The 18810-nt window shown below is 63.8% G+C and carries 18 protein-coding genes; 12 read left to right on the top strand and 6 right to left on the bottom strand.

Going from position 1 to position 18810, the window contains the following annotated elements:
- The 3 genes from ORS3428_RS22850 to ORS3428_RS22840 all read left to right on the top strand — a co-directional run.
- Window positions 1-864: isomerizing glutamine--fructose-6-phosphate transaminase (locus ORS3428_RS22850; protein WP_122984386.1), on the top strand; the 864-nt coding region annotated here is incomplete at its 5' end.
- Between the two features lie 67 nt (window positions 865-931).
- Window positions 932-1369: a VOC family protein gene (locus ORS3428_RS22845; protein ID WP_071100552.1), complete on the top strand. Its 438-nt coding sequence runs from the start codon at window positions 932-934 to the stop codon at window positions 1367-1369.
- Between the two features lie 138 nt (window positions 1370-1507).
- Window positions 1508-2263 carry a DUF502 domain-containing protein gene (locus ORS3428_RS22840; protein WP_071100551.1) on the top strand — a complete coding sequence of 252 codons (756 nt, stop codon included), beginning with the start codon at window positions 1508-1510 and terminating at the stop codon, window positions 2261-2263.
- Here the strand turns inward: ORS3428_RS22840 and recG are convergent.
- A complete protein-coding gene (gene recG, locus ORS3428_RS22835) occupies window positions 2215-4323 on the bottom strand; it encodes an ATP-dependent DNA helicase RecG (RefSeq protein ID WP_071100550.1) in 2109 nt (702 codons plus the stop codon). The two genes, ORS3428_RS22840 and recG, sit on opposite strands and share 49 nt — an antisense overlap.
- Before the next feature lie 92 nt (window positions 4324-4415).
- On the opposite strand from recG, the gene ORS3428_RS22830 reads away from it, so the two are divergent.
- The 5 genes from ORS3428_RS22830 to ORS3428_RS22810 all read left to right on the top strand — a co-directional run bounded on the left by ORS3428_RS22830 (window position 4416) and on the right by ORS3428_RS22810 (window position 11428).
- Window positions 4416-4703 carry an FAD assembly factor SdhE gene (locus ORS3428_RS22830; RefSeq protein ID WP_071100561.1) on the top strand — a complete coding sequence of 96 codons (288 nt, stop codon included), beginning with the start codon at window positions 4416-4418 and terminating at the stop codon, window positions 4701-4703.
- A gap of 13 nt (window positions 4704-4716) precedes the next feature.
- The gene (gene mfd, locus ORS3428_RS22825; RefSeq protein WP_071100549.1) at window positions 4717-8214 is read left to right on the top strand and encodes a transcription-repair coupling factor; all 3498 of its coding nucleotides are present in this window, start codon (window positions 4717-4719) and stop codon (window positions 8212-8214) included.
- Between the two features lie 290 nt (window positions 8215-8504).
- Window positions 8505-9878 (top strand): class II 3-deoxy-7-phosphoheptulonate synthase, encoded by a 1374-nt coding sequence (locus tag ORS3428_RS22820; protein ID WP_071100548.1) that lies wholly within the window; start codon window positions 8505-8507, stop codon window positions 9876-9878.
- Between the two features lie 141 nt (window positions 9879-10019).
- Window positions 10020-10649 carry a DUF4337 domain-containing protein gene (locus ORS3428_RS22815; RefSeq protein ID WP_244508072.1) on the top strand — a complete coding sequence of 210 codons (630 nt, stop codon included), beginning with the start codon at window positions 10020-10022 and terminating at the stop codon, window positions 10647-10649.
- A gap of 74 nt (window positions 10650-10723) precedes the next feature.
- Window positions 10724-11428: a hypothetical protein gene (locus tag ORS3428_RS22810; RefSeq protein WP_071100547.1), complete on the top strand. Its 705-nt coding sequence runs from the start codon at window positions 10724-10726 to the stop codon at window positions 11426-11428.
- 10 nt (window positions 11429-11438) lie between these two features.
- Here ORS3428_RS22810 and ORS3428_RS22805 read toward each other — a convergent pair whose 3' ends face one another.
- The 3 genes from ORS3428_RS22805 to ORS3428_RS22795 all read right to left on the bottom strand — a co-directional run bounded on the left by ORS3428_RS22805 (window position 11439) and on the right by ORS3428_RS22795 (window position 13691).
- The gene (locus tag ORS3428_RS22805) at window positions 11439-12206 is read right to left on the bottom strand and encodes an RES family NAD+ phosphorylase (protein ID WP_071100546.1); all 768 of its coding nucleotides are present in this window, start codon (window positions 12204-12206) and stop codon (window positions 11439-11441) included.
- Window positions 12166-12543, bottom strand: coding sequence for an antitoxin Xre/MbcA/ParS toxin-binding domain-containing protein (locus tag ORS3428_RS22800; protein WP_071100559.1), 378 nt, complete (start codon window positions 12541-12543; stop codon window positions 12166-12168). Before ORS3428_RS22800 ends, ORS3428_RS22805 begins: the two co-directional genes overlap by 41 nt.
- Window positions 12544-12620: 77 nt before the next feature.
- On the bottom strand, window positions 12621-13691 hold the full coding sequence (locus tag ORS3428_RS22795) for a GGDEF domain-containing protein (RefSeq protein WP_071100545.1): 1071 nt from the start codon (window positions 13689-13691) through the stop codon (window positions 12621-12623).
- Between the two features lie 337 nt (window positions 13692-14028).
- On the opposite strand from ORS3428_RS22795, the gene ORS3428_RS22790 reads away from it, so the two are divergent.
- On the top strand, window positions 14029-14448 hold the full coding sequence (locus ORS3428_RS22790) for a GFA family protein (protein ID WP_071100558.1): 420 nt from the start codon (window positions 14029-14031) through the stop codon (window positions 14446-14448).
- A gap of 76 nt (window positions 14449-14524) precedes the next feature.
- Window positions 14525-14884 carry a diacylglycerol kinase gene (locus ORS3428_RS22785; protein ID WP_071100544.1) on the top strand — a complete coding sequence of 120 codons (360 nt, stop codon included), beginning with the start codon at window positions 14525-14527 and terminating at the stop codon, window positions 14882-14884.
- 25 nt (window positions 14885-14909) lie between these two features.
- Here the strand turns inward: ORS3428_RS22785 and ORS3428_RS22780 are convergent, their stop codons facing one another.
- The gene (locus tag ORS3428_RS22780; protein ID WP_071100543.1) at window positions 14910-15518 is read right to left on the bottom strand and encodes a DedA family protein; all 609 of its coding nucleotides are present in this window, start codon (window positions 15516-15518) and stop codon (window positions 14910-14912) included.
- Window positions 15515-16078 carry a DUF1003 domain-containing protein gene (locus tag ORS3428_RS22775; protein WP_071100542.1) on the bottom strand — a complete coding sequence of 188 codons (564 nt, stop codon included), beginning with the start codon at window positions 16076-16078 and terminating at the stop codon, window positions 15515-15517. The genes ORS3428_RS22780 and ORS3428_RS22775 overlap by 4 nt, the downstream gene beginning before the upstream one ends.
- Window positions 16079-16239: 161 nt before the next feature.
- On the opposite strand from ORS3428_RS22775, the gene ORS3428_RS22770 reads away from it, so the two are divergent.
- Window positions 16240-16959 carry a DNA-3-methyladenine glycosylase I gene (locus ORS3428_RS22770; RefSeq protein ID WP_071100541.1) on the top strand — a complete coding sequence of 240 codons (720 nt, stop codon included), beginning with the start codon at window positions 16240-16242 and terminating at the stop codon, window positions 16957-16959.
- A 77-nt stretch (window positions 16960-17036) separates the two neighbouring features.
- Window positions 17037-18713, top strand: coding sequence for an NAD+ synthase (locus ORS3428_RS22765; protein WP_071100540.1), 1677 nt, complete (start codon window positions 17037-17039; stop codon window positions 18711-18713).
- Window positions 18714-18810: the final 97 nt, after the last annotated feature.

Genomic DNA, 18810 nt, shown 5'->3' with positions numbered 1-18810 from the left:
GACATCGATGTCGCCTCGGAATTCCGCTACCGCGAGATGCCGCTTTCGGCCAACGACGCGGCCTTCTTCATCTCGCAATCGGGCGAGACCGCCGACACGCTGGCCTCGCTGCGCTATTGCCGCARGGCCGGCATGCAGATCGGCGCGGTCGTCAATGTGCGCGAATCGACCATGGCGCGCGAATCCGACGTCGTGCTGCCGACGCTTGCCGGKCCGGAAATCGGCGTCGCCTCGACCAAGGCCTTCACCTGCCAGCTGTCGGTGCTGGCCGCGCTCGCGGTGCGCGCCGGCGTGGCGCGCGGCACGATTTCGCGYGATGCCGAAAAGCAGCTGGTGCGCGAGCTTTCCGAGGCGCCGCGCTTYGCCACCCAGGTGCTGAAGCTCGACGASCAGATCGAACGCATCGCGCGCGAGCTGTCGCGCTACAAGGACGTGCTCTATCTCGGCCGCGACACCAATTTCCCGCTCGCCATGGAAGGGGCGCTGAAGCTCAAGGAAATCTCCTACATCCACGCCGAGGGCTATGCCGGCGGCGAGCTGAAGCACGGGCCGATCGCGCTGATCGACGAAAACATGCCGGTGATCGTGATCGCACCTTATGACCGCATTTTCGAAAAGACGGTGTCGAACATGCAGGAAGTGGCCGCGCGCGGCGGCAAGATCATTCTCATCACCGACGCCAGGGGCGCCGCCCAGGCGAGCCTCAAGACGATGGAGACGATCATCTTGCCCGAGGTGCCGGAGATCATTGCGCCGATCGTCTACGCGCTGCCGATCCAGATGCTCGCCTATTTCACCGCCGTGTTCATGGGCACCGACGTCGACCAGCCGCGCAATCTGGCGAAGTCGGTGACGGTGGAATAGCTGGATATTGGCCGCTCCGCCGAAGCCGTCCGTTGTTAGTCCAGACGAGACCTTGTAGATTGGACACATGGCGCTCAAACGGATGGATAACGTAGGAATCGTCGTCGAGGACCTCGAAGGAACGATTGATTTCTTTCGCGAACTCGGCCTCGAACTCGAAGGGCGCGCCACGATCGAAGGAGAATGGGYCGGACGTGTCACCGGACTGGGCGACCAGCGCGTCGAGATCGCCATGATGCGCACGCCGGACGRCCACGGCCGGCTCGAGCTCTCCCGCTTCCTCACGCCGCCTGTCATTGCGGATCACCGCAATGCCCCGGTGAACGCCCTAGGCTACCTCCGCGTCATGTTCGCCGTGGACGACATCGATGAGACGCTTGAAAGGGTCCGCAAGCGCGGCGCGCAGCTCGTAGGCGAAGTAGTCCGCTACAAGGATGCGTATCTGCTCTGCTACATTCGCGGGCCTGAAGGGGTTCTCATCGGACTTGCCCAAGAACTCAGCTGAGCGCATTACGAGGACAATGGCGTAGAGCGACCAATGTCCTCGAGTGCGTCTCATAAAGGGTCCTTTAAAAACTTCGCAATTCCAAATCGGCTAGCGGTTCACTAATGTCAGCGTCGCAATCTGCGCTGCGGTGATCCTATGTCCGACGCCTTGAAGACCTCTGGCATTGCCCGGCTCAGGAACTATTTCCTGACTGGCTTCATCGTCTGCGCGCCGCTGGCGATCACCGCCTATATCGCCTGGTCGCTCATCGGCTGGGTCGATTCCTGGGTAAAGCCCTACATTCCCGCTCGCTACAATCCTGACACCTACCTGCCGTTCCCTGTCCCCGGCTTCGGCCTGATCGTGGCGCTGGTGCTGATCACGTTCATCGGCTTCATGACGGCGAACATCGTCGGCCGCGCCATTGTCAATTTCGGCGAGCGGCTGCTCGGCCGCATGCCGCTGGTGCGCGGCATCTACCGCTCGCTGAAGCAGATTTTCGAGACGGTGCTGTCGAACAAGGGCGACATGTTCCGCCAGGTCGGGCTGGTCGAATATCCACGAAAAGGCGTCTGGTCGCTGGTCTTCGTCGCCAGCGAGAAGGAAACCGAGATCAACCAGAAGCTCGACCAGGAGGGCGATCCGCTGATCGCGGTGTTCATGCCCTGCACGCCAAACCCGACCACCGGCTTCCTGATGTATGTGCATAAATCCGAGATCGTGCCGCTCGATATGACGATCGAGGACGGCGCCAAGCTGATCGTTTCGGCCGGCATGGTGGCGCCGGAGGTCAAGGCCAAGCTGGTGACCCTGAACGGCGAGCATATAGAAGGGCCGCTCGCCAACCCTGCGCTGGGCGCTCCTCAGCCGGCGCGCAGCAACCGCACCGCCTCGTCGCGGCCGAACAGGTAGAGCAGCAGTCGGAGCGCCTCGCCGCGCTCGGACTGCAGTTCCGGATCACGCGACAGGATCAGCCTGGCATCGTCGCGGGCGGCTTCGAGCAGGTCGGCATGGAACTCGATGCGCGCCACCTGGAAGCCCGGCGTGCCGGACTGGCGCGTGCCCAGCAGCTCGCCTTCGCCGCGCAGCTTCAGGTCCTCCTCGGCGATGCGGAAGCCGTCCTCGGTCTCGCGCATCACCGACAGYCGTCGCCTTGCTGTCTCGCCGAGCGGGTCCTTGTAAAGCAGCACGCAGGAGGAGGGCCGGTCGCCGCGCCCGACCCGGCCGCGCAACTGGTGTAGCTGCGCAAGGCCGAAGCGCTCGGCATGCTCGATGACCATGATGGTGGCGTCCGGCACGTCGACACCGACCTCGATGACGGTGGTGGCGACAAGAATCCGCGTCTCACCCTGTTTGAAGGCGCGCATCGCCTCATCTTTCTCGGCGCCCTTCATGCGACCGTGAACGAGGCCGATCTGGTCGCCGAAGAGCGGCTTCAGCGAGGCAAAACGATCCTCCGCCGACATCAGCTTGATCTCTTCCGATTCCTCGACCAGGGGGCAGATCCAGTAGATCTTCTGGCCTTCGGCGACGGCATCGCGCATGCGCCCGACCAACTCGTCCAGCCGCTCCAGCGGCAGGGTCACGGTGCGGATCGGCTGCCGGCCTGCCGGCTTCTCGGTCAGCTTCGAGACATCCATGTCGCCGAACGCGGTGAGCACCAGCGTGCGGGGAATGGGTGTCGCCGTCATCACCAGCATGTCGGGCGCGTCGCCCTTGGCGGTGATCGCGAGGCGCTGGTGGACGCCGAAGCGGTGCTGTTCGTCGACGACGGCAAGGACGAGGTCGTGGAAGGTCACTGTTTCCTGGAACAGCGCGTGCGTGCCGACGACGATATCGATGTCGCCATTGGCGAGGCCTTCCAGCGTTTCGGTGCGTTCACGGCCCTTCTCGCGCCCGGTCAGGACGGCGACGCGCAGCCCGGCCTTTTCCGCCAGCGGAGCGATGGTCGCCAGATGCTGGCGTGCCAGGATCTCGGTCGGTGCCATCAGCGCCGCCTGGCCGCCTGCCTCGACMGCGCGGCCCATGGCGAGCAGCGCGACCACCGTCTTGCCGGAGCCGACATCGCCCTGCAGCAGGCGCAGCATGCGCTCGGGATCGGCGAGGTCGGCATTGATCTCGCCGAGCGCAAATTCCTGGCTGGGCGTGAGCTTGTAGGGCAGGGCGGCGCGCAGCCGCTCGACGATACGGCCGTCGCCGACCAGAGGCCGGCCGGAAAGGCGGCGGATTCTGGCCCGCACCAGCGCCAATGACACTTGCCCGGCGAGAAATTCGTCATAGGCCAGGCGCCGCCATGCCGCTCCCTCGACCGCGACGTCGATCGGGTCCTTCGGATTGTGGATGCGGGTGAGCGCATCGCCGAAGGACGGAAAGCTGTAACGGCGCATGAAAGCGCCGTCCTGCCATTCCGGCAGTTCCGGCAAGCGACCGAGCGCCTGGGCAATCGCCCGGCGCAGCACCTTTGCCGACAGGCCGGCGGTGAGCGGATAGACCGGCTCGACCAGCGGCAGCCCCTCGGCCTCGTCGAGCGGCGCGATATGGTCGGGGTGCACCATGGTCGGGCGGCCGTTGAACCATTCCATGCGGCCGGAGATGACGACACGTTCGCCTTCCGGCAGCATCTTCTGCAGATAGGCGGCATGGGCGTGGAAGAAGGTCAGCGCGATCTCGCCGGTATCGTCATGGGCGTAGACCCGGTAAGGCACCGACCTGTTGCCGCGCGGCGGCGGCTGGTGGCGGTCGACCCGCACCTCGAGCGTGACGATCTGGCCTTCAGCCGAGAGCGCAATGCCCGGCCTGTTACGGCGGTCGATCACCGTGTTGGGCAGCAGGAACAAGAGGTCGGCGGCGCGTGCGGGACGATCGCCGAGATCGGCCGGCACAACCTTTTCGATCATGGTCCCGACCTTCTGGCCGACGCCGGCGAGCGAGGTGATCGGGACGAAGAGGGGATCGAGGATGGAAGGGCGCATTGTGTCAGCTTATGTCGCGACGGCGGCAGCGCAAGGCTGACACCGGTCGCTATCCACGCTATATGCGCCGCTTCGAACAGGAATGGCGCGCGATGACCGGAACACAGCGATCAAGCGAGGGACTGGATACTCGCCGCCGCAAGCTCCTGTTCCGCTCGTGGCACCGCGGCATGCGCGAGATGGACCTCATCCTCGGTTCCTTCGCCGATGCCGAGATCGCCGCCTTGACCGGCGACGAAATCGACCAATATGAAATGCTCCTCGAAATCCCCGACACAGAATTCCTGCCGATGATCACCGGTGAACGCCCGGTTCCGCCCGGTATCGATTGCCCGGTACTGCAGAAGATCCTGGCGTCGCGCCGGACCATGACATTTTGAAAAACGCTTCCGCATGAGCCTCATTCCCTCCATCGGACTGCCCAAGGRCCGCGCCGGCCAGTTCATCGTCGACGGCGTTGCCGACGGGTACGAAGCCTTCGCGCTGGTGCAGACGGCACAGGAGATCGCCCCCGACAAGCCGGTGCTGTTCGTGGCGCGCGACGGCCAGCGGCTGCCGGCGATCATCGATGCGCTGGCCTTCGCCGCGCCCGGCCTGCCGGTGCTGGAACTGCCGGCCTGGGACTGCCTGCCCTACGACCGTGTCTCGCCCGGCGCCGATGCCGCCGCGCGACGGCTCGACGCGCTCTCCGCCCTGATTGCGCTGGCAAAGAAGCCGCACCGCGCCGTGATCCTCACGACCGCCAATGCGCTTTTGCAGCGCATACCGCCAGCCGAGCTGATCGAGGCGCAGACTTTCCATGCCAAGCCCGGCAACCAGATCGACATGAACGCGCTGATTGCGCGGCTGGAGAATTCCGGTTTCGAGCGCGTGCCGACGGTGCGCGACGTTGGCGAGTTCGCGGTGCGCGGCGGCATCCTTGATCTGTTCGCGCCAGGCTGGAGCGAGGCGCTCCGCCTCGACTTCTTCGGCGACACGCTGGAATCGATCCGCGTCTTCGACGTGGCGACGCAGCGCACGACCGGGCAGCGCAAGTCGATGTCGCTGCAGGCGATGAGCGAAGTGGCGCTGACGCCGGAGACGATCAGCCGCTTCCGCCGCTCCTATATCGAGGCCTTCGGCGCGCCGTCGCGTGACGACGCGCTCTATGCGGCGGTCAGCGAGGGCCGGCGCTTCGCCGGCATGGAGCACTGGTTGCCCTTCTTCTACGAGCGGCTGGAGACGGTGTTCGACTATCTGCCCGATGCGCCGGTGGTTTTCGACCATCTGGCGCATGAGGCGCTGGCCGAGCGGCACACGCTGATCCTCGATCACTATGAGGCGCGCCGGAAGCAGGCCGACGGCGCGCTGAAGGACGCCGTGCCCTACAAGCCGGTCGCGCCGGACCTGCTTTATCTCTCGCCGGAGAATCTGCGCGCTTCGCTCGGACCGCGCGAAGACATCGACTTCACCGTCTTCGATGCGCCCGATGTCGGAGGCAAGAAAGTCTTCCACGCCGGCTCGCGGCACGGCCGCAGCTTCGCCGAGGAGCGCGCCGATCCCAACAGCAACGTCTTCGATGTCGTGGTGAAGCACATTGCCGACGAGCGTGCCGCGCGCCGCCGCGTCATCGTCGCCGGCTGGACCGAAGGCTCGCTCGACCGGCTCGGCCAGATCCTCGCCGAGCACAATCTCGGCAATCTGAAGCCGGTCGCGACACTTGCCGAGGTCGAAAAGCTGGAGCCGGGGCAAGCGGGGCTGGCCGTGCTGCCGCTCGAGACCGGCTTCGAGACCGATGGTCTGGTGGTCGTCGCCGAGCAGGATATCCTCGGCGACAGGCTGATCCGCCGCACGAAACGCAAAAAGCGCGCTTCCGACTTCATCGCCGAGGCCTCGTCGCTGTCCGCGGGTGACATCGTCGTCCATGCCGACCACGGCATCGGCCGTTTCGTCGGCCTGCGCACTATCGAGGCGGTGGGGGCCCCGCACGATTGCCTCGAAATTCATTATGCCGGCGACGACCGCCTGTTCCTGCCGGTCGAAAACATCGAGCTTCTGTCGCGTTACGGCTCGGATTCTGCCGAGGCGGCGCTCGACAAGCTGGGCGGCGGCGCCTGGCAGGCGCGCAAGGCGCGGCTGAAGCGGCGCCTGCTCGACATGGCCGGACAGCTGATCCGGCTCGCCGCCGAGCGTCAGATGCGGGCCGCTCCCGCCATGGTTCCGGCCGACGGCCTCTATGGCGAGTTTGCCGCGCGCTTTCCCTATGAGGAAACGGACGACCAGCAGACGGCGATCGACGCCGTCATGGACGATCTCGGAGCCGGCAAGCCGATGGACCGGCTGATCTGTGGCGATGTCGGCTTCGGCAAGACGGAGGTGGCGCTGCGCGCCGCCTTCATCGCGGCGATGGAAGGGTTCCAGGTCGCGGTCGTGGTGCCGACGACGCTTCTCGCGCGCCAGCATTTCAAGACCTTCTCGCAGCGCTTCTCGGGCCTTCCGATCCGCGTCGCGCAGGCCTCGCGCCTGGTCGGCTCCAAGGAGCTGGCCGAAACCAAGAAGGGCGTTGCCGAAGGCACGGTTGACATTGTCGTCGGCACGCATGCGCTGCTCGGCAGCTCGATCTCGTTCAAGAATCTCGGCCTGCTGATCATCGACGAGGAGCAGCATTTCGGCGTCAAGCACAAGGAGCGGCTGAAGGAACTCAAGAACGACGTGCATGTGCTGACATTGTCGGCAACGCCGATCCCGCGCACGCTGCAGCTGGCGCTGACCGGCGTGCGCGAACTGTCGCTGATCRCCACGCCGCCCGTCGACCGCATGGCGGTGCGCACGTTCATGTCGCCCTTCGATCCGCTGGTCATACGCGAGACGCTGCTGCGCGAACGCTATCGCGGCGGCCATTCCTTCTATGTCGTGCCGCGCATAAGCGATCTCGCCGAAATCCATGATTTCCTGCAGCAATCCGTGCCCGAGCTGAAAGTGGCGGTCGCCCACGGCCAGATGCCGGCCGGCGAGCTCGACGACATCATGAACGCTTTCTATGACGGCCAGTACGACGTGCTTCTGTCGACGACCATCGTGGAATCCGGCCTCGACATCCCGACCGCCAACACGCTGATCGTCCATCGCGCCGACATGTTCGGCCTTGCCCAGCTCTACCAGCTGCGCGGCCGCGTCGGCCGCTCCAAGGTGCGCGCCTATGCGCTGTTCACGCTGCCGGCCAACCGCAAGCTCACCGACACGGCCGAGCGCCGGCTGAGGGTGCTGCAGTCGCTCGACACGCTTGGCGCCGGCTTCCAGCTCGCCAGCCACGACCTCGACATCAGGGGCGCCGGCAATCTTCTCGGCGAAGAGCAGTCCGGCCACATCAAGGAGGTCGGTTTCGAGCTCTACCAGCAGATGCTGGAGGAAGCGGTGGCCGAGGTGAAGGATTCAGGCGAAGTTCAGGATGGCGGCTGGTCGCCGCAGATCGCGGTCGGCACGGCGGTGATGATTCCGGAAAGCTATGTGCCGGACCTGCAGCTCAGGATGGCGCTCTATCGCCGCCTCGGCGACCTTGAAACGACCGAGGAGATCGATGCCTTCGGCGCCGAGCTGATCGACCGTTTCGGGCCGCTGCCGGAGGAGGTGACGCATCTCCTGAAGATCGTCTTCATCAAGGCGCTCTGCCGCAAGGCCAATGTCGAGAAGCTGGATGCCGGTCCCAAGGGCGTGGTCATCCATTTCCGCAAGCGCGAGTTCCCCAATCCGGTCGGTCTGGTCAAGTTCATCGGCGAGCAGGGCTCGCTGGCCAAGATCAGGGCCGACCACAGCGTCGTCTTCATCCGCGACTGGCCGAACGCCGAGAAGCGCCTGGCGGGCTCGGCCGTGGTGATGACGCAATTGGCGCGCCTGGTCGACAAGGYCGCGTAGGCAGGTCGATATTCAGGTGACGCCGGCCTGCAAACCGCGCTTTCCCGCGCTTCCGGTACTCACGCACGTTCGGCCTGACCTGAATCTCGAACTACCTGGCAGAGGAAGCCATTCGCCACTGCTGAAATTCGTGTCTAGAATAGGAAATCGGCTTCGTGTAAGGAGCCGCGATCCCGATAGAGGGTGGATTGCAGGCGAGGGCGCCTGCTTGTTTGTTTGATGCAATTCCGGACGGAAAGCCGTCTCGCAGTTTTCCTGGAATTGCTCTGAAAGGGCGTTTGGGTGCATCGATGACGAAATGGTCGCCGAATTCGTGGAGAGCAAAGCCGATCAAGCAGGTTCCGGCCTATCCGGACCTTGCGGCGCTGCAGGCCACGGAAGCGCGGCTCGCCACCTACCCGCCGCTGGTTTTTGCCGGTGAGGCGCGCAAGCTGAGGAAGCAGTTGGCGGCGGTTGCTRCCGGTGAGGCGTTCCTGCTCCAGGGTGGCGACTGCGCCGAGAGCTTCGCCGAGCACGGTGCGGACAACATCCGCGACTTCTTCCGCGTCTTCCTGCAGATGTCGGTGGTGCTCACCTTCGCCGGCGCGCAGCCGGTGGTGAAGGTCGGCCGCGTCGCTGGCCAGTTCGCCAAGCCGCGCTCTTCTGACAGCGAGACCAAGGGCGGCGTGACGCTGCCGAGCTATCGCGGCGACATCATCAACGGCATCGAGTTCGACGCCACGTCGCGCGTTCCGGATCCGGCAAGGCAGGAGATGGCGTACCGCCAGTCGGCGGCGACGCTCAATCTGCTGCGTGCCTTCGCGCAGGGCGGCTACGCCAGCCTGGAGAACGTGCATCGCTGGATGCTGGGCTTTGTCGCCGACAGCCCGCAGGGCGAGAAATACGAGTCGCTCGCCAACCGCATCACTGAGACCATGGATTTCATGCGCGCGGTGGGCATCACCTCCGAAACGAATTTCGCGCTGCGCGAGACCGATTTCTACACCAGCCACGAGGCGCTGCTGCTCGGCTATGAGGAGGCGTTGACCCGCGTCGACTCGACCTCGGGCGACTGGTACGCGACCTCGGGCCACATGATCTGGATCGGCGACCGTACCCGCCAGCCCGATCATGCGCATGTCGAATATTGCCGCGGCATCAAGAACCCGCTCGGCCTGAAATGCGGGCCGTCGCTGACGCCGGACGGTCTGCTGGAACTGATCGACCTGCTCAACCCCGAGAACGAGCCCGGCCGGCTGACGCTGATCGCACGCTTCGRCTCCGACAAGGTCGCCGAGCATCTGCCGAAGCTGGTGCGGGCCGTGAAGAAGGAAGGCCGCAGCGTGGTCTGGTCGTCCGACCCGATGCACGGCAACACGATCGAGGCGGCCGGCTATAAGACGCGGCCTTTCGACCGCATCCTCAAGGAAGTGCAGACCTTCTTCGAAGTGCATCGCGCCGAAGGCACGCATCCAGGCGGCATCCATGTCGAGATGACCGGCAAGAACGTCACCGAATGCACGGGCGGCGCGCGCGCGATCACCGCCGAGGACCTGCAGGATCGCTACCACACCCATTGCGATCCGCGCCTTAACGCCGACCAGGCGATCGAACTGGCCTTCCTGGTATCGGACCTCTTGAAGAAGAGTCATCCGGTCCAGCAAAAGCAGGCCGCCAACGCCTGAGGCCGCTTCTCATCTGATTTTTCATCTGATTTTGACAGTTCACGGCGCCGGAGACTCCGGCGCCTTTTTCGTTCGGGGACGGGGCGCTGCGAGGCGCCGTCCGCCAAACCTTACGAAAATTTATGTTTACACGACCATCGCATGACCAAGATTGAGGTGGAGGTGTCGCCGTCGAATTACATGGTCCGACAAGGGCTGGGGATGGYAATGGAAGACGCAACTCAGGAGCACCTGGAACACGCTGAGCATGCCGAGCATGCCGCGCATGAAGGCAGTCCTTTTCTGACCACGGTCTCGGTGACCATAGCGGTGCTGGCCGTCCTGGCCGCAACAGTCGGCAGTTTCGAGTCGCTGGAGAGTGCTGCGGCGATCAACGACAAGAGCGAGGCGGCCTATCTGCAGAACAAGGCCAGCGACCAGTGGAGCTTCTTCGAGGCCAAAAGCATTAAAAAGAACAGCTACGAGATCGCGGCGGCCATGGGGGGACCTACCGCCGATCAGTTCCGGGCCACCGCCAAACGCAATGAAAACGACGGTGTGGAGATACAGGCCAAGGCGACTGAATTCGAAAAGCAGGTCGACGAAAAGCTGCGCGACAGCGACATCCGTGAGCATCGTGACCACGTGCTGACGTTTGCGGTCACCCTGCTGCACATTTCCATCGCCGTCGCGACGCTGTCGATCATTACCCGCGGCAAGCGCTGGCCATGGAAGGGGTCATTACTGCTCGGCGCTCTGGGCATAATCGCGGCGGGCTTCGCCTATGTCTGACAAATGCYGGGATCAGGCCCATGCATGACCATCCGCAAGCTCGAGCCCACTCTGCGCCACCGCACAATTCTACCATGCGCCACGAGCATGCCATCGTTCACCATCGCGCCCTCGACTTCTGGGCTGCGCGCGGCGCGGTCGTCGTCATCATCTGCCTGCAGTTTCTTGTCATCAACAACCTGTCGTTCGGACCGCGCTGGCTCGCGCCCGCCATCGAGGCGGCGCTGCTCGCGCCACTGTCGATTGCGACGGCCTGGACGCAAATGCAGACACAGAAGGCCGTCGACCACGAACATTGGTACGCGATCGGCCGGTTTCGCGTCTTCATCCGCCGCACCGCGCTGGTGATGACCGGCGTCATCAGCGTCATGAACTGCGGGTCGCTGATCCTGCTGGTGCGGGCGCTGCTCGAAGGCCATGCGGGCGCCGGCACGACGCTGCTCGTCGACGCATTGAACATCTGGGTCACCAACGTCATCGTCTTCGCCCTGTGGTTCTGGAGCACCGACCGTGGCGGTCCGCCGACCTGCGGCCTCGTCAAGCGCGCGCATGCCGATTTTCTGTTTCCGCAGATGACGCTTCCCGATCGCGAAACCCGCGAATGGCTGCCCGGCTTCGTTGACTACGTCTTCCTGGCCTTCACCAATGCTACGGCCTTCTCGCCGACCGACACCTTGCCGCTCAGCCAGCGCGCCAAGCTGTTGATGATGGCAGAGGCGATGATCTCACTGCTGACGATCGCGCTCGTGGCAGCGCGTGCCGTCAACATCCTGGCGTAGGGCAGGGCCGTCAGCGCCCGCGCTCCCAACGCATGTTGGCCAGTCGCGGATCGGCAAAGGCAGTGCGTGAGAATTCCACCCTTTTGTCCGGGAATTCGCAGATCGCCTGGACGCCGAACGAGCCGATGCGGATGCGCCAGGTCTGCGGTTCCAGCGGCTTGGCCTTGGCAAAGCCCTTGCATGTCAGGAGCGCGATGTTGGCGCCCTTCGGATCGCGCGCCGAACGGTAGCGGATCGCCTGCATCTCGACCTCGCGGGCGATATCGGCCATGGCCTGACAGGCGGCATAGTCGGTCGGATGCGTCCATGCCTTCTCGTCGCGATCAAGCGGCGGCCGGGTGAGGTCGACAGCCTTCCCGCATTTTATCGAGGCGGTAAAGGCGGTGTATTCGGCCGCGTCATTCGGCCATTGCGTCTGCGGCGATTCTGCGAAGAACAGCAGGCGGTAGAACGCCATTTCCGCCACCGCCGTCAGCACCGTCTCGGCGGCGTAGTAGACGCCTTTGGTCTTGCCGGCGCGTCGGAAGCGCGAGCCATGCGGATAGATCGAGCCGTAGCGGAACGGAGTCGCCAGAAGATAGTGGAGATGGCGGCACTCCAGCGGGATCTGCGGCTTGGTCTCCTCGATAAGGTMCTCCAGCAGGCCCTGCTCGTCGAGCCTGTCGACAAGCTTCAGCGTCGAGACGCGGTGCTGTGCCTCGACCATCCGCCAGTACTTGCCTTCGAGCCTGACGGCCTCAGACGAGAGCGCGTCGGGAGTCCAGATAGGCGATGACATCGACAAGTCCGGCAATCGTCAGGATTTTTTCCAGCGGCGTGCCGTCGAGCGCCGTGTTCGGATTCTTCAGCCATGCCCGGGCGACGGTCTCGTCACCGCCTACGATGGCGTCGAGCGAGCGGAACAGCCGGACGAACAGTACCGCAAGCTCGAACGGCTTGGTGCCGCGCTCGAGCAGGTATTCCTGCTTGCGCATGCGCGAGACCGTCGCCTCCGAGACGCCGATGACCAGAGCGAGCGTCCTGGCGGTGATGTCGAGCAGGTCGGCCGCGCGCAGCGTGGCCTTGGTTATGACGGCATTCTCCGCCGCCGTCGCGGCAGCGACTGGTCGTTGCATGAGCGCACCCTTCATTTCTGTGGAAAATATAGTCCACAAAAGTTCATTTGGAAAGGGATGCGAAGGATGCCGGAATATCAGTCTTTCTTGTAGAGCAGCCAACCCTTGCCGGCGCGTCCGACCATGGTGGAATGCCTGGTGACGCGGTTGCGGCCGCCGACCTTGGAGCGGTAAAGCGCCCGGTCGGCCTTGCTGTAGAGGTCTTCGGGGCCGTCGGCCTGGGAAGCCATGCAGATGCCCATGGAGACGGTCACCGTCCCGTAATTCATGCCGGTCTGGCTGCTGGTGAATGGCGTCTGTTCGATCAGCACGCGGATGCGCTCGGCGATCTCGTAAGTGGCGTCCTCGCTGGCGCCTTCGACGATGAGCGCGAACTCCTCGCCGCCCGTGCGGGCGACGAAACTGCCGGCGCGGACGCTGGATTGCAAGATCTCGGCCACGATCTGGATGATCTTGTCGCCGACCGGATGGCCGTAGCGGTCATTGATATCCTTGAAACGATCGATATCGGCAAGGATCAGCGCGTTGAACAGGATACCGCGGTTGCTGTTGTAGATGCGCGTGATTTCCTTGTCGAAGGCGCGGCGATTCCAGATTTGCGTCAGCGGGTCGGTATCGGCGAGGCGCTTGTATTCTTCCAGCTTCGACTTGACGCTTTCGAGCTCTGCGGTCTTTTCGCTGAGCGTGCCGGAGACGTGGCGGTTGTGGTCCAGCGTCGAGTTGGTRGCAGCCGACATCGCGCCGGCGATCTTTTGCAGCAGGTYCTGTGAAAGCAGGCTTCGATTGCTCAAGCCGCTCGACGTCTCGTCGAGGATACGGCCGTACTTCTCGATATGCGTGCGCTCGCTGCGCAACAGCGCGGCGATATCCTCGAGTTCCTTGGCGACCGTCTCGCGGGCATGCTCGACAATGGCGGGGCCGTGGTGCTGCGGGAAGAAGGCGCGCCCGATGCGGTCGAGATCCTCCTGCGTCGGCCGGTTGCTCAAGGAGACAACAGCGAGGCTGAGCTCGTGGTTGCTGCCGCTGAGCGCTTCGTAGAAGATTTCGTAGTTGCGCGGCAGACCGAGTACGCCGAGCTGGCGCATGGTTGCCACAACGGTGGTGGCGATATCGCTATTCCTGTCGATCRGGACGGCTGCCGGCTGCATTGTTCTGTTTCACTCTACCCCTTCACTGCGACCGGAGACCTGCCACCGCCGAAAGTCGCCCACGCGGGGATTTGAATCAGAAATGCGAATGTGATGACGYGTCCCCAACACGACCATCGCTTGCAGGAACCATAAATGAAGCAGCGCTAAAGTTTCCTTAACGGCCTGCATTTCCTCATTGTTGTTGCTACCAGAGGCTGTACACTGCCACAGGCGCAGCTTTTGCAACGCTTTTGCGACACACCCTTTCGGTGTCGCATTTGCCTGTGCACAGCGCGCGCAAAACTGGAATTCTGTCCGCCTAAGACCGAGGCGAAGGATGTCGAGGGAGGCCGGGATGGACGGAGATCACAATGGATCGTGCTTGTGCGGGGCGGTTCGCTTCAGCACGAAGGGGCCGTTGCGCGGGGTGGTCTATTGCCATTGCTCGCAGTGCCGAAAGCAGAGCGGACATTTCTATGCCGCGACCAATGTTTCAGATGCCGATATCGAGATCGACGGCGCGGAAAACCTCACCTGGTATGAAGCTTCCGCTTTTGCCAAGCGCGGCTTTTGCAAGACATGCGGCTCGCTGCTGTTTTGGAAGCCAAGACACAATGGATATGTATCGGTTCTGGCTGGGTCGTTCAACGAACCGACCAGCCTGCGCGGCGAATGCCACATCTTCGTTGGCGACAAGGGAGACTATTACTCGATCGACGACGGACTGCCGCAGTTCGAAAAATCGACGCCGTCAATCAAGGTCGCGGATGAATGATTTTTGAAGCGGCTGCCTTATTCCCTTGATCCGGCCGTTGCGATATCCCCTGCCGGTGAGTTGGAAAGGGCTGGGCATGCAGCGGCTGTTAGATGCTTTCATCAATTCGGTGCGGGCCTTCCGCAAGCTGGCTGCCCACGAAGAGGCGTTCCAGCAGGAACTGATACTGCTCGCTCTCGCCCTGCCGGCCGGCTGGTTCATTTCGGTGTCCTGGCGCGGCTATGCTTTACTGATCGGCGCGGTTCTCCTGATGATCATGGTCGAAGTGATCAATACGGGCATCGAGGCGGCGTGCGACGCCATTTCCCGCGAATTCCACATCGACATCCAACTTGCCAAGGATTGCGGCTCGCTGGCGGTGCTGATCTCGATCGTGATCGCCGCCGGCGTCTGGGGCATGGCCCTGATCGAACGCATCGTCGGGGCGCCGATCTGATCTTGCCGGCAAGCGAACGCCAGGATCAGCGATCTGACTGATCCTCCCGCTCATCATTGACACGTTCCTTTGCGGCGAAGTGATGGGCGATCAGCCAAGCGAGGATCGCGACGCCGAGGCCGACCGCCAGCCCGACGAGCAGGCGTTCGTGACGGATGAGCGCCTGGCCGACCATGCGCTCCGCACCCAGTCCGAAGACATAGCCGATCGTGCCGAAGAGAGCCGCCCAGACCGCCGATGAAATGGCGTTCAGGATGACGAAGCGCGGGACCGATACGGTCGACAGCCCGGCGGCGATACCGCCGACAAGGCGCATGCCGTAGATGTAGCGGTTCGTCAGCACGTAAATGTTGGGATGGGCGTTGAGCAGCCTATAGGCGTGCCGGAAGCCGGGCCGTTTGCGCAGCCTGACCACATAGGGATGGTCGGCAAAGTTGCGGCCAAGGATGAAGAAGAAAGTGTCGCCGGCGAAGGCGCCGAGGAAGGCCGTCAGGAAAACCTGCCAAGGTACGAAAATCTGCTGATGCGCGAAGAAGCCGCCGAGGATGGCGGCGCTTTCGCCCTCGGCGACGCAGCCCAGGAAGACCGCGATCAGGCCGTACTGCTCGATGAGGCGATGGATGACTTCGTTCATTGCGGCGCGGGCCGTGACGAGAGCTTCTCGTCGATCCGTCTGATCTGCTCGGCCATGCGCAGGATCTCGTCGCGCATACCGATGATCTCGCTGTGGCGCAGCTCATCGAGCTTCTCATGCAGGGCCATGATCTCGATCTCCGCCTTCAGATTGACCTCGTAGTCGTGGGCGGCGTCGATGCGGTCGCGCTCGGTCTGGCGGTTCTGCGACATCATGATCACCGGCGCCTGCAATGCGGCGATCATGGAGAGCACGAGGTTGAGGAAGATGAACGGATAGGGGTCGAACGCGTCGCGCGAGAGCAGCCAGACATTGYCGAAGGTCCAAAGGACCAGGAAAGCGATGAAGCCGAGGATAAACGACCAGGAGCCGCCGATCCGGGCGATGGTGTCGGCAATGCGGTCGCCATAGGTCTGGTGGAAAGCGACGGCCTTGTTGGTGTCCCGGGAAACGGTGGTGCGGTCGAGCGCGCTCTGCAGGACACGGTTCTCCAGGGCCGAGAGGCCGTCGGGCTTCCGCTTCAGCCAACGCTTTGCCAGATCGTCGATCGTCTTGTTCATGGTCCCTCCATCATCCGTCGGGCCTGCTTACTTGTTTCCACGCCATTCCGGGCGGAACCCCGCGGCCTTTCCCGGAATTGCGTATAGAGATTGCTTATACAGGTAGAGGCTGCCGGCCCGGACGGGAAGTGATAGATTGATCTGAACAGGCGAGGGTGGAGATGGCCGATTTCCAGAAAATCCGTGCCCGGGCGGCAAAGCGCAAGGGCGGTGAAGAAGCGCTGGCGTCGCTGCTCGGGCCGATGCCCGATAATACGGCGGTGGCGAAAATCCCCGACGACCGCATCCTCTCCACCATGGCCGAGCGCATCTTTGCCGCCGGCTTCGTCTGGCGCGTCATCGAGCAGAAGTGGCCGGGCTTCGAGGAGGCCTTCCTTGGCTTCGAGCCGAAGCGGCTCCTCTTCCAGCCGGACGATTTCTGGCACGAGCTGGCATCCGACAAGCGCATCGTACGCAACCCGCAAAAGATCAAATCCGTCCGCGACAATGCGGCCTTCGTCGATCGGGTCTCGAAGGAGCATGGCGGCTTCGGCAAGTTCCTGGCCGAATGGCCGGCCGACGACCAGGTCGGGCTCACCGCCTATCTCGGCAAGCACGGCAGCCGGCTTGGCGGCAACACCGGCCAGTATTTGCTGCGCTGGCTGGAATGGGACACTTTCATCGTCTCGGCCGACATGGCGGCGGCGTTGCGCGACGCCGGCCTCGACATCGCCGAAAGCCCGACCTCGAAGCGGGACCTGGACAAGATCCAGGCCCAGCTCAACCAATGGTCGGCCGAAACAGGGCTGCCGCGCCGGCACATCTCGCGCATCCTGGCGATGTCGATCGGCGAGAACCATCCGCCGGAAGCGCTGCGCGCGTATATGGGCGAGGAGGCCTGATCGTATCCCCGGGCACAGCCGATTTGGCACAAGCAATCGGCATTGCCCGAAGAATTCGGCCACGCTAAACCGGCTGCATGACCCACGCACCCGATATCCTGCGCATCGCCGTCGCCCAGCTCAATCCGACTGTCGGCGACGTGGCCGGCAACCTTGCCAAGGCGCGCGAGGCGAGGGCGGATGCGGCCCGCCAGGGCGCCGACCTCGTGCTCTATACCGAGCTCTTCCTCGCCGGCTACCCGCCGGAAGACCTGGTGCTGAAGCCGGCCTTCCTCAGAGCCTGCGAAAAGGCGGCGGAGGACTTTGCCAAAGACACCGCGGACGGCGGCCCAGGCGTCATCATCGGCACGCCGCTGAAGCGCAAGACGGGAACGCATAATTCGATCGTCTTCGCCGACGGCGGCAAGATCATCGCGGAACGCTACAAGCTCGACCTGCCGAACTATGGCGAGTTCGACGAGAAACGCGTCTTCCAGGCGGGACCCGAACTGCAAGGGCCGGTCAATTTCCGTGGCGTACGGCTCGGCATTCCGATCTGCGAGGATATCTGGGGCGACATCGCCGTCTGCGAGACGCTGGCCGAAAGCGGCGCCGAGATCCTCTTGGTGCCGAACGGTTCGCCGTACTACCGCGCCAAGGTCGATGTGCGTCACCAGGTGGTCATAAGGCAGGTCATCGAATGCGGCCTGCCGATGATCTACGCCAACCAACTCGGCGGCCAGGACGAGCTGATCTTTGACGGTGCTTCGTTCGCGATCGGBGCCGACAAGCGGCTGGCCTTCCAGATGAGCCAGTTCGAGGAAGCGGTCGACGTCACCACCTGGAGGCGAAAGGGCGAGAGCTGGGTCTGCTCGGAAGGGCCGATGTCGAAGATCCCCGAACGGGAAGAGGCTGACTACCGCGCCTGCATGCTCGGCCTGCGCGACTACGTMAACAAGAACGGCTTCAAGAACGTAGTGCTCGGCCTTTCCGGCGGCATCGACYCCGCGATCTGTGCGGCGCTCGCCGTCGACGCGCTCGGCGAGGAGCGGCTCCGCACCGTCATGATGCCCTATCGCTACACGTCGAAGGACTCGCTGAAGGATGCCGAGGACTGCGCGCGTGCGCTCGGCTGCCGCTACGACATCGTGCCGATCTCCGAGCCGGTCGAAGGCTTCAAGCATGCGCTCACCCAGCTTTTCGACGGCACGCAGGAGGGCATCACCGAGGAGAACCTGCAGAGCCGGGCGCGCGGCACGATCCTGATGGCGATCTCCAACAAATTCGGCTCTATGGTCGTCACGACCGGCAACAAGAGCGAGATGTCGGTGGGCTACGCCACGCTCTATGGCGACATGAACGGCGGCTTCAATCCGATCAAGGACCTCTACAAGATGCAGGTCTATGCGCTGGCGCGCTGGCGCAACGAGCATGTGCCGCCGGGCGCGCTCGGCCCGTCGGGCGAAGTGATCCCGAAGAACATCATCGACAAGGCGCCGTCGGCGGAACTGCGCGAAAACCAGACCGACCAGGATTCGCTGCCGCCCTATCCGGCACTGGACGACATTCTGGAGTGCCTGGTCGAGAACGAGATGGGCGTCGACGAGATCGTCGCGCGCGGGCATGACCGGGAGACGGTGAGCCGCGTCGAGCACCTGCTCTACATCGCCGAATACAAGCGCCGGCAGGCCGCGCCCGGCGTGAAGATCACCAAGAAGAATTTCGGCCGCGACCGCCGCTACCCGATCACCAACCGGTTCCGGGATCGCGGCTAGCGAACCCAACATACGGCTGGAGTGCACGCCTGCGGCTCCCGCCACAACCGGCCGTTGTTGCAAAATAGTCCCAGTGGTTGGACCAGATGCCGTTTTG

Source organism: Mesorhizobium sp. ORS 3428 (assembly GCF_001854785.1).
In the GTDB taxonomy this organism is placed as follows: Bacteria; Pseudomonadota; Alphaproteobacteria; order Rhizobiales; family Rhizobiaceae; genus Mesorhizobium.
This window is presented reverse-complemented; position numbering and strand designations above follow the sequence as displayed.